Source organism: Azospirillum sp. B4 (assembly GCF_000333275.1).
Lineage (GTDB): Bacteria > Pseudomonadota > Alphaproteobacteria > Azospirillales > Azospirillaceae > Nitrospirillum.
In genome coordinates this window covers 42559-53577 of the sequence record NZ_BACU01000486.1, presented here as the reverse complement: position 1 = coordinate 53577, position 11019 = coordinate 42559, and the positions used below count along the sequence as shown (strand labels likewise).

The following is an 11019-nucleotide window of genomic DNA, read 5'->3' as shown; positions in this document are numbered from 1 at the left end:
TCCTGGCGGCGGAAGCGGGGCTGGCGGATGCCGGCTGGTATGACCGGCCGGATGGAATGCTGGATTTGGAAACGGAGACGAACGACCGCCCCGATCTGCTGATTCGCCGCAGCCGCATGCGCTGGGAACGCATCACGCTGGAGGACGGCACGGTCGGCCGCCTGGTCACCACCCTGCGCTGGGGCGAGCCGGAAAGCGCCCTGGAGCGGGATTCGATCCCCTGTGATCGCGTTCCGCTCTAACCGACTAACCGGTCATCTCCTGGGCGGACAGGATGCCCTGCAGCGTGTCGCCGCCGGCGATGGGCACGCCGCTGCGGGCACCAGTCTGGTTGCCGTTGGCGGCGGCCATCTGGCTGCCGAAGCCGTTCATGCCGCCATCGTCACCCGGGCCACCCGTCTGGCTGGCATCCTCCAGGCCGCTCTTGCCGTTCTTGCCGGTGGAGGTCATCTGGCGGACCTTCTGTTCCACCTCGCGCATGATGGCGCGCTCAAGGTCAGCCCGCTGGTCCGCCGGCATGCCGGCCAGGTCCTGCTGGGTCAGGCCCTTGGACTGCATCGTCTCTTCGGCGATCTTCTGCTTCATCTGCTTGATCTGATAGGCCCAGTACCCCTGGAAGCCACCAGTGGTCATTTCCTTCAGCATGGTTTGGGGATCGTCGTCCCCCTTCAGCAGGTCGGCGAAGGCGCTGTCGGTTTGGGCGTTGGACAGGCTGCCGCTGCCACCGCCCACACCGCTGGTCGAGCTGGCGCCGCTGCTGCCGCCCGCGGCACCGAAGCCGCCATAGGCGTTGGCGGTGGACTGGGTGTGGTTGCTGGTGTTCAGGAACGACATGATCTTCGGTCCCTTGCCCCATGAATGGGAATGACGCGACATAGGCCCCGGCCCGGCGGCCGGGGACCATGGTTAACGTCTCTTTCCCAAGCAAGGGACGGGCCGTGGCCGGAGGGGTGGAAACCCAAGGCCATCCGCCGTCTTCGCCCGGCGGGCCTGCGGGACAGGATTGCCCCTGCCCGGCAGAAGATTCCGACACATCGGCAACAATTGCCGATGTGTCATTATCCAGCGCCCGCCGTTCAGCCGAAGCGTGCCAGCCGTTCCACCAGCAGGTCGAAGAAGGCGTCGCTGTCGGCCCGCAGCATGACGGTGGCGTTGCGCGGCCGGCCGGTGGTGTTCCAACGGTCGATGACCGTCTGGCCGGTGGTCAGCGGGCTGCCCGTCTCGATCTCCACATTCACCGTCTTGCCCTGGAAGATCTCCGGCCGGATCAGCCAGGCGATGACGCAGGGATCGTGCAACGGGCCGCCATCGGTGCCGTACTTGTGCTCATCATAGCGCTGGTAGAAGTCCAGCATCTCATGCGTCGCCTGGGCCACGCGGTTGCCCACGGCCTGGATGCGGTCCATGTGGCGGCGGGCCGTCAGCACCTGGTGGGTGACGTCCAGGGGGAACATGACGATGGGCACGCCGGACTTGAAGACGATGTCGGCGGCGTGCGGGTCAACGTAGATGTTGAACTCGGCGCAGGGGGTGGAGTTGCCCCCCTCCATCTGCGCGCCGCCCATCAGCACGATCTGGCGCAGGCGGGGGGCGATGGCCGGTTCCTTCACCAGCGCGCGGGCCACGTTGGTCAACGGCCCCAGGGGGCACAGGGTGACGCTGCCCGGATCCTCCCGCATCACCGTGTCGATGATGAAGTCGACGGCGTGTCGCTCCTGCAGGGGCATGGTCGGCTCGGGCAGCACCGGGCCGTCCAGCCCGGTGTCGCCGTGCACCTCCGGCGCGGTGTGCAGCAGGCGCACCATGGGCCGGTCGCAGCCGGCGTAGACCTTCACGTCCGGCCGCCCCGCCAACTCGCACACCCGCCGCGCGTTCTTCTCCGTCCAGGGCAGCGGCGCGTTGCCGGCCACGGCGGTGATGCCCAGCACCTCCACATCCTCCGGGCTGGCGAGCGCCAGCAGGATGGCCACGGCGTCGTCCTGGCCGGGATCGGTGTCGATGATGATCTTGTAGGGCTTGGCGGCCGTGGCGGCGGGGGGTGTCGGCGCGGTGGGGGTGGTGATCATGGCGGGACCGTCTAAGTCGGGCGGAAAGGCCGACACTTAGCGCGAAAAGCACTTGAGAGGAAGCGGCCCACCCCGTTTTATGGGCGCTGTCCACCCGCGGGCCGCCGGTCCGCTCCGCCTGCCGCCAGAGCCACCTCCCCATGCCCCAGACCGCCGTCCCCCCGCCCACCGCCGACCTCCCGGGCGGTACCCCGGATCCGTCCGGGGATCTACCGGGCCTGGCCGTGTTCGATTTCGATGGCACCCTGGTGCGCGGCGACAGCCTGCTGCCCTTCCTGGCGCGGGTGGCGGGGGGGGACACGCTGCGCCGCCACCTGGCCGGCAGTGTGGCCGGCGCCGCCGCGCGCCGCCTGCCGGGCCGCCGGCTCCCAGGCGCCGAAACGCTGGTCGCGGGCGGCGACCCGGCGGATGCGGACGATGATTTCAAGACGGCGTTCAAACGCCGCCTGCTGCGCCGCTGCCTGGCGGGGGTGCCGGTGGAGCGGGCGCGGGAAGCGGCGGCGGAAATGGCCGGCTGGGTACGCTGGCACACCCCTTTGCGCGACACCCTGCTGCGCCATGCCGACCGCGGGCACCGCATCCTGGTGGCGACCGGTGCCCTGACCCTGTACATGCCGGCCCTGCTGGCCGACCTGCCGGTGCACGACCTCTTGGGAACGGAGATGGCGGTGGATGCGGAGGGCCGGCTGACCGGCGAGATGGTGGCCGGCAACTGCGTGCGCGCGGAAAAGGCCCGGCGCCTGGCGCTGTGGATGGAGGCGACCGGGCCCTATGGCCGCCGCTGGGGCTATGGCAACCAGCCCAGCGACCTGCCCTTCCTGGCGCTGATGGACGAGGCGACGGTGGTGCCGACGGCGCATTGAGGGTGTTCAAAGCTTTATGTAAGGCGCCCGCACGCCCACCGGCGTGCCCAGGGTGAAGCCCAGCGCCTGGTCGGCCCGCCCCTGGTTCACCGCGATCTCCACCAGGCCGCTGGAGTTGACGTACCAGAAGGGTGTGCCCGGGGGCACCGCGCCGAAGGTGCGGGCGGGTTCCACCGCCTGGCCACCGCCCGCCCCCCGCACCCACAGACGGGCGTCGGGCGCCACCGTGCCGTCCAGCGTGGCGGCGCCTTGGGCGTCGGTGATGGGCCGCAGGCCGGTCCAGCCGTTGCCATAGCCGTCGATGTAGAGAATGCGCCCGTTGTCGGCGGCACCGCCGTCCAGGGCGGCGCCCACCAAATCGGAGGGGGCCAGCGGCCGGCCCCAATCCCCGGGCTCCCCGCCCCCGGCCACCAGGGCTGCCACCGGCGCGAACAGGTCACGACCGTGGAAGGAGGCGGACAGGGCGTCGGGCCGCCAGGTGATCTCCCACGCCTCGACCAGGCCGCCGGCGGCGGCGGTGTCGGCGATTAGCGGCTGGAACAGGCCATTGTCCGGTCCCACCAGCCAGACGGGGCGCCCCTGCGGCCTCCCCCGCCCGCCGCTGAGCCGCAGGGCCAGGGGCCGCCGGTCCGTGCCCACGCCGGGGTCGACCACCGCCAGGAAGACGGCCGGCCCAGTGGTGGCCGGCATGGTGTTGGCCGGCCCAGTGGTCGCCAGCAGGGACGCCAGGGTGGACGGCAACACCGCCGCCAGCAGGCGGCCGGCGGCCAGGGCATCGAAGGCGGGGGCGTCGTGCATCAGGTCGATGACGGCGGTGCCCGCCGGGGCGCGGGCCGCCAGCACCGCCCGCATCTGGCCGACATAGGGACCGGACCAGGTGAAATCGGTGTAGAGGAAGATCATGGGCGCCTCCCACGGGGGCCGGCAATGGGGGGCCGGCGATGGGGACCAAACCGGGTTCGGGCGTCATCATGGCAGTCGACGGCGCCTAAAGGAAAGGGCCGCCCGGTTTCCCGGACGGCCCCTCAACCTTGGTGATGCTGGCGGGTTCCGCTTAGTTGCGGCGGTCGCCCATCAGCTGCAGCAGGGACATGAAGATGTTGATGAAGTCGAGGTAGAGGCTCAGCGCGCCCATGACGGCCAGCTTGGTGTTGGCCTCGGTGCCCCAGGACTCGGCGTACATCTCCTTGATGCGCTGGCTGTCATAGGCGGTCAGGCCCGTGAAGATCAGCACGCCCAGCACCGACACCGCGAACTGCAGCGCGCTGGAGGCGAGGAAGATGTTGACCAGGCTGGCGATGATGATGCCGATCAGGCCCATGATCAGGAAGGAGCCGAACTGCGTCAGGTCGCGCTTGGCGGTGTAGCCGTACAGCGAGGCGCCGGCGAAGGTGGCGGCCGAGATGAAGAACACGCGGGCGATGCTGGCGCCGGTGAACACCAGGAAGATGCTCATGAGCGACAGGCCCATGACGGCGCAGTAGGCGAAGAAGACGGTGCGCAGCGTGCCCGAGGTCATGCGGTTGACGCCCGCCGACAGGGCGAAGACGAAGGCCAGCGGGGCCAGCATCACCACCCACTTCAGGGGCGTGCCGAAGATGGCCGCCACCAGGGCCGGGGACTGGGCCCCGAAGAAGGCCACAAGGCCGGTGACGATCAGGCCGACAGTCATATAGTTGAAGACGCGCAGCATGTGCTGGCGCAGGCCCTCATCAAATAGGGCCCGGTCGTAAGCGCCGGTGCTCGACGCATAACGATTGTAGGGTCCGATAGCCATGACGTTCCTCGAATGGTCCCAGGTTAAACCCAGGCGACCCCCATGGGCCGCGACTTCCATATTGTCCCACTGGCCCGGCGATTCAACGGGAAAGCGACCACGGCCCGAACGGGTTACACACTTGTAATGTAGGGCGGTATCGGCAACGGCAATGGTTCGGCTGCGGAAAAAGCGGACAGCGGTCCCTCAAGGATGGAAGGCCGCGCAAGGGGCAGCGGCAAAGGCCGGCCCTCCAAAAGGGGAGGAGCGGACTGGTGCGGGTGAAGGGAATCGAACCCTCGTCGTAAGCTTGGGAAGCTTGCGATTTATGATGACATCTAATTGATTTTACTTCATTAAAACCGCGTCATCTATTCCGTGTAAGCGCATCTGTAAGCTGACGCTGCTCACGACTCAAACGGACAACTCCCCCTGCGGCTCCTCCGGCGGCAGGGGTAACTCCCAACTGCTCACCGTCCGCAGGCCCGCCGTCTTGGCCAGGCGGACCAAATCCTGATCATCCGCATAGAGGGTCTTGGCGCGGCCCACGATGCCCACGGCCGCAATCTGCCGGTCGATCTTGACCTTCTGCCAAGGGGCGGTACTGCCGCCCTTCTTGTTCCCGGCCCCGAGGGCCGTTGCGGTCATAGCGGCCGTCTCCACCGCCGCCCGCAGATCAAAGGGCAGGATGCGAAACCGGCTGCTGTCGGTCAGGATGGAAAGGTAGCCGCCGCCGGCCGTGCCGGCATGAACCAGCACCTCAGCAATCACCGGCGTCGGGATGCCGATGATCTCCTGCTGCTGGGACAAGGTGGCAATGAGGTATTCCACGCGATCCTTGGCCCGGACCAAGGGCTTCTGGGTCGCGGGATCGGTGGGAACGTCAACATCCGGGTCAAGCAACAGCAACAGGAAGTTGGCGTCGAAGACCACCATCAGTGCAGCCCCTCGCCCTTGCCGCGCAGGTCGGCCAGGGTGGCCAGCGGATGCTCAACTGCCCGCCAGCCACTGCCTGGAACATTGCGGAGACGCTTGACCACGTCGGCCAAGGGGGCATCGTCCAGCACCTCAAACGCGGCGATGGTGAAGTTTACCATCCTCCAAGCGCCGCTGGGTTCCCGGCGCCAGCGCCCGATCCCTTGCACCCGAAGCGGCAGGCCGAAGATATGGGGCGCCATTTCACGAACGAGATCCCGGCGGGCCTGGCAGATATGAACCTGCCCAGCCTCCCCAACCTCCTGAAGGTGAACCGGCACGACATCGGCCAGGCCACCGATCTTGACCAACACGCCGTCAAGGCTGCCTTGCTCATTGAAGGCGCCATAGTCCACCGGCTTGGGACGAGTGCGGCCAGGGAAGTCGATGAGAACGGCACCGGCGTCCGTTAGCGTTCCCACCGCATTATCGTTGGCCAACATATCATCCAGGCAGCGAAAGGCCCGAACCGCATCCGCCGCCCCATCCCCCGCGCGGAGCGCCACCAAGCGAGCCTCCACCTTGGGACGGTCGACCGGATCAACCCGATGGACCATCTCCACACTGCCGGCGTCCAGGCGCACGAAATGGACGCTATCCTTGTTGCCAAGGAGCGCTGCCAGTTCCGCCATATACTCCGCCAGACGCGCCATGGGGATGGTGTCCGGCTGGAAGGCGTCAATCTTGAACCGTAGCTCGTCCATCAGATGCCTCTCGGGTCTGAGGATTATATGGGGACGGTGGTGGCGTCCATTGGGAACTATCGCCGGCGCGGATGGCGTTTACGCCTCATCGGCAAAGAAGTCCTCATCAATGCGCTTGAATTCCACGCTGCGGGCCACCTTCACCCCAACATTGTGCGCGACCATCAGGTCCGTCAGCCGCTGGCCATCGATCAGGATGATCCGCTGCGGCAGATGGCGGGCGAAATCAGCCGCACCAGTGGAAAAGGTGGAGGTGGTCACGAACACGCCCTTGCTCGCCCCTTCCCCAACCAGGCTGCCAACGAAGGCTTGAACCTCCGGCCGATGGACGGCGTTGCCGGGCTGGTAGCGCTTGGCCTGTACGTACACACGGTCCAGGCCCAAAGGGTCCTCGTTAATCACCCCATCAATGCCGCCGTCACCAGTGCGGGGCGTCAGCCGGGCGGCGGCGTCCTGCTGCGATCCGCCGTAGCCCATGGACACCAGTAGATCGACAATGATGCGTTCAAAGAAGGTGGGGGAGTTCTGAAGGATACGGGCCAGCAGGTCGGCCTTCAGCGCCGTCTGGATCGCCAAATGCGCGGCCTCGACCTGCTCCTCCGGTGTCGACACGCTGTCGGCGACCGCCAGGGGTGCCTTGCTCTCACCGTTGGCGGCGTCATCACCGGCCTGGGTAGTGCCGCGATAGAAGGCCCGGAATGAGGGATACTGAAGCAGGTCCCGAACCGACAGCCGTTCCGGCGCCGTCGCCAAGAGCTGGCGGCCCGCATCGGTAGCGACGAACCAACCCCGCCGGGGGTTGTCCAGCAGCCCCGCCTTGGTCAGGTAGGTCTTGGCCCAGTGCATGCGGTTGTTCAGGACAGGCTGACCACCGTTGGCGGGCACCTGCGTCCGTTCCTCCAAGGTCACGCCGAACATATCGGCCAAGAACGAGGCGGTGTCAGCCACGCGTTGCTCCCCCTTGGCGGCGAGCTGCAACAGGGGAAGCATGAAGGCTTGGTAGTCGGGAATAGGCATTTACCCAGGCCCCTAGAGCCGTTTAGTTCTGTTACCATAATGGGCACTTGCCAATCTGGCAAACCCGTGACGCCGTAGAAATCGAAACCTGTAGCACGACCTCAACTTTTCCAGAAAAGAAAGAGCGAGCGAATTTCACTGAACTCGCATGCCAAGCACTCCATCAAATAGATAGAAAATATCTATCTTTTAAACCCAAATCGAAATGGAAATTATGCAGCACATGGAACGTATTGTTGAAAACTATCTTCGTAGAATAGCCAGAAATCGCGAAACCGGGACAGCTACAGGCGAATTAACACATTACGCAGCTTTGGAAGAACTCATAAATGCAGTCGGTCACGACCTAAAACCGAAGGTATTTTGCGTTAGCCAGATTGCAAACCAAGGTGCCGGGCACCCTGACTTTGGCCTATTTACGGCCAATCAATGCCAGAAAGGTGAGCCAAAGCCGGGGATTCTACCAGAACGGGGGGTTGTCGAGGTCAAGAAGGTTACTGATGACACCTGGCTTACAGCAGATACTCAGCAGATTTCTAAATATTGGAAATATTATCGGTTGGTACTAGTTACTAATTACCGAGACTTCTTGCTGATTGGGGAAGACAGTGCAGGTAAAGCAGCAAAATTAGAATCCTTTAGCTTAGCAAAAGATGCCGTAAATTTCTGGGAGCGTTGCGCCAGGGCGAAAGAGACATCTGAAGAGGTGGGTAACGTCTTTGGCGAATATCTGCGCCGGGTCCTTAGCCACGCCGCTACTCTCCGTGATCCCAAAGATGTAGCTTTCTTTCTGGCCTCCTACGCGCGGGATGCCCTGGGAAGGGTCAAAGCCCAAGGAAATTTGCCCGCTCTAGCATTGGTGCGGACAGCGTTGGAACAAGCGCTGGGCGTCAAGTTCCAGGGGGAAAGAGGAGATGCCTTCTTCCGTTCAACTCTGGTCCAAACACTGTTCTATGGCATCTTTTCAGCCTGGGTGCTGTGGTCCAGGCAAACTCAGGCACCTTCAGGTCTCTTCGATTGGCGCACCGCTGTCTGGCACCTAAGAGTGCCGATGATCCGCAGTTTGTTTGGCCAATTGGCGATGCCGGATAAACTTCAACCATTAGGTTTAGTCGAGGTCTTGGACTGGGCGGCGGCTGCTTTATCGCGCGTAGACCGGACGGACTTCTTTGCCCGCTTCCGGGATTCCCATGCAGTCCAATATTTCTATGAACCCTTCCTAGAAGCATTCGACCCGGCCCTGAAAAAGGAATTGGGCGTCTGGTACACACCGCCTGAAGTCGTGTCTTATATGGTCGAGAGGGTAGATCAGACACTGAGGGATGACCTGGGCGTTTCCGAGGGGCTCGCCGGTGAGAACGTCTACGTTCTAGATCCTTGCACAGGCACGGGCTCATTTATAGTCGAGGTATTGCGACACATCTCAAGGTCGCTAGATGATCGGGGGTTAGGAGCCCTGAAGGGCCACGCAGTCAAAAAAGCTGCACGTGAGCGGGTTTTCGGCTTTGAGATTATGCCAGCCCCCTTTGTTGTCGCTCATCTGCAAGTGAGTGTCTTGCTCCAGTCCCTTGACGCCCCGCTGAGCGAAGATGGTACGGAACGAGCGGGTGTCTATTTGACCAATGCTTTAACCGGGTGGGAGCCAGAGCGGGACAAACCGAAACTCCCCTTTGCCGAATTGCAGGAGGAACGCGATAAAGCGGCCGAGGTGAAGCAGGAGAAGCCTATCCTCGTCATCCTTGGTAACCCGCCTTACAACGGCTTCGCGGGTATGGCCATTGAGGAGGAACGCACCCTAACCGAGGCGTATCGCACCGCTACGTCAGTGCGCCAACCCGAAGGGCAAGGGCTCAACGATCTCTATGTGAGATTTTTCCGTATGGCCGAACGCCGCATCACTGAAAAGACGGGTCAAGGTATAGTATGCTTAATCACTAACTACTCGTGGCTGGATGGCCTGTCGTTTACAGGTATGAGAGAGCGTTACCTTAAGCAATTTGATGCAATTCGCATCGATTGTCTCAACGGAGATAAATACAAAACGGGAAAGGTGGCACCTGATGGAAGTCCTGATCCCAGCATATTCTCGACAGATCATAACAAAGAAGGCATTCAGGTAGGTACCGCAATTGCCACTCTGGTCCGAAAAGTTGAGCACGTACCTGCCTCTGAGGTACAGTCTCGCCATCTTTGGGGACGCAACAAGACACAGCAGCTTATGGAAAGCGCCACAGCCGAACCGAAGTCTATTTATCTCCCCCATGTCCCGCAACGGCAGTTGGGTTTGCCATTTCTTCCAGCCGTAGCCAGCAAAAATTACTTTCTTTATCCAAGATTGACGGAATTATTTCCAGTATCTTTTCCAGGTGTAAAAACTAGCAGAGATAACTTCCTTGTGGACATTGACCAAGGAAGTCTCCGGAAAAGAATTGCAATGTATTTCGATAAATCCATTTCTCATGACGAAATTCGCAGATCATACCCCGCTATTATGACTAACTCTGGAAGATTCAAGTCTGAAGACGTTCGCAGCATTCTACTTAACAGAGGCATGCTATCAGAAAATATAATTCGATATCACTACCGACCCTTCGATGTGCGCTGGATTTATTGGGAGCCAGATACAAAATTACTCGACGAAAAAAGAGAGAAGTATAGGCCACACATATTTCGTGATAATTTATGGTTAGAGGCGAGAGAAAAACAAACCAAGGAAGAATTTAATAGAGGTGATGTAACAAAACACATCGCAGATAACATGGGAAATGGCTTATCAAACTTCTTCCCGATGTATCTCCGCGATGATCACGATCATGGGACTGGGGACGTAGTCAACAGGCGCCCGAATGTCAACCGGTCTGTGGGAGAGAAACTTGAGGCGCTCGGTGTCGGCGTTGAAGATCTCTTTTACCATGTCGTCGCAGTTCTCCATACGCCAACCTACCGCACAGAGAACGCTGGCGCACTCCGAATGGATTGGCCACGCATTCCACTGCCCGAAGCGGAGAGTATATTACGTGGTTCAGCGAAATTAGGGCGGCAACTGGCTGACTTGCTTGACCCTGAAAAACCCGTGCCGGGGGTTACGGCAGGAACTCCCAGACCCGAAATGCGAGGGCTGGCTGTGGTTAATCGGGTCGGAGGGGGGCATCTCTCCGAGACAGATATGAGCCTGACTGCGGGTTGGGGGCACCTGCAACGTGGCGAAATTGTCATGCCTGGCCAAGGTTTAGTCGTTGAGCGCCCTTATACGAAGGATGAGATTCAAGCTATTGAAGCCGGGGCAGAAGGGTTGAATTTGGACGTTGAGCATATTTTCAAATTAATAGGCCGAACTACTACCGATATCTATCTGAACAAAAATGTCTATTGGGCCAACATCCCCAGCGAGGCGTGGAAATATAACCTGGGAGGCTATCAAGTCATTAAGAAATGGCTGAGTTATCGGGAGCACAGTGTAATTGGACGAAATTTGCATGCAGATGAACTGCACGATGTAACCAAGATCACACGCAGGATTACTGCAATACTTTTGCTATCAGATGATTTGAATAGGAGCTTCGGGGAAATTTCATAGAATTTTTTAACATATTTCTCCCGAGTCCGGCAGGGCACCGTGACGGAAAACTGGTTTTGAT

General features: G+C 61.5%; 10 protein-coding genes. 3 read left to right on the top strand and 7 right to left on the bottom strand.

Translation table 11 applies throughout. The features are described from left to right. Positions 1 to 242 (top strand): hypothetical protein (locus I55_RS37280; protein WP_044562600.1); only part of this gene is annotated, 242 nt, incomplete at its 5' end. Between the two features lie 4 nt (positions 243 to 246). On the opposite strand, the gene I55_RS21360 is transcribed toward I55_RS37280, so the two are convergent. Beyond that, positions 247 to 834, bottom strand: coding sequence for a hypothetical protein (locus tag I55_RS21360; RefSeq protein WP_148293884.1), 588 nt, complete (start codon positions 832 to 834; stop codon positions 247 to 249). A gap of 242 nt (positions 835 to 1076) precedes the next feature. Further along, the gene (locus I55_RS21355; protein ID WP_044562597.1) at positions 1077 to 2066 is read right to left on the bottom strand and encodes a nucleoside hydrolase; all 990 of its coding nucleotides are present in this window, start codon (positions 2064 to 2066) and stop codon (positions 1077 to 1079) included. 140 nt (positions 2067 to 2206) lie between these two features. Here I55_RS21355 and I55_RS21350 point away from each other — a divergent pair, with 140 nt between their 5' ends. Further along, positions 2207 to 2929 (top strand): HAD-IB family phosphatase, encoded by a 723-nt coding sequence (locus I55_RS21350; protein WP_083901308.1) that lies wholly within the window; start codon positions 2207 to 2209, stop codon positions 2927 to 2929. 6 nt (positions 2930 to 2935) lie between these two features. On the opposite strand, the gene I55_RS21345 is transcribed toward I55_RS21350, so the two are convergent. The 5 genes from I55_RS21345 to I55_RS21325 form a co-directional block, all read right to left on the bottom strand. After that, positions 2936 to 3832 (bottom strand): S-adenosyl-l-methionine hydroxide adenosyltransferase family protein, encoded by an 897-nt coding sequence (locus I55_RS21345; RefSeq protein ID WP_044562595.1) that lies wholly within the window; start codon positions 3830 to 3832, stop codon positions 2936 to 2938. Between the two features lie 151 nt (positions 3833 to 3983). After that, the gene (locus I55_RS21340) at positions 3984 to 4706 is read right to left on the bottom strand and encodes a Bax inhibitor-1/YccA family protein (protein ID WP_085940074.1); all 723 of its coding nucleotides are present in this window, start codon (positions 4704 to 4706) and stop codon (positions 3984 to 3986) included. 393 nt (positions 4707 to 5099) lie between these two features. Beyond that, positions 5100 to 5621 carry a hypothetical protein gene (locus tag I55_RS21335; protein WP_044562594.1) on the bottom strand — a complete coding sequence of 174 codons (522 nt, stop codon included), beginning with the start codon at positions 5619 to 5621 and terminating at the stop codon, positions 5100 to 5102. Continuing rightward, positions 5621 to 6364 (bottom strand): hypothetical protein, encoded by a 744-nt coding sequence (locus I55_RS21330; RefSeq protein WP_044562593.1) that lies wholly within the window; start codon positions 6362 to 6364, stop codon positions 5621 to 5623. Before I55_RS21330 ends, I55_RS21335 begins: the two co-directional genes overlap by 1 nt. A 78-nt stretch (positions 6365 to 6442) precedes the next feature. Then, positions 6443 to 7381: a restriction endonuclease gene (locus I55_RS21325; RefSeq protein ID WP_044562592.1), complete on the bottom strand. Its 939-nt coding sequence runs from the start codon at positions 7379 to 7381 to the stop codon at positions 6443 to 6445. 223 nt (positions 7382 to 7604) lie between these two features. Between I55_RS21325 and I55_RS34965 the strand changes: the two genes are divergently transcribed. Then, positions 7605 to 10958 carry a type ISP restriction/modification enzyme gene (locus I55_RS34965; protein ID WP_083901311.1) on the top strand — a complete coding sequence of 1118 codons (3354 nt, stop codon included), beginning with the start codon at positions 7605 to 7607 and terminating at the stop codon, positions 10956 to 10958. Positions 10959 to 11019: the final 61 nt, after the last annotated feature.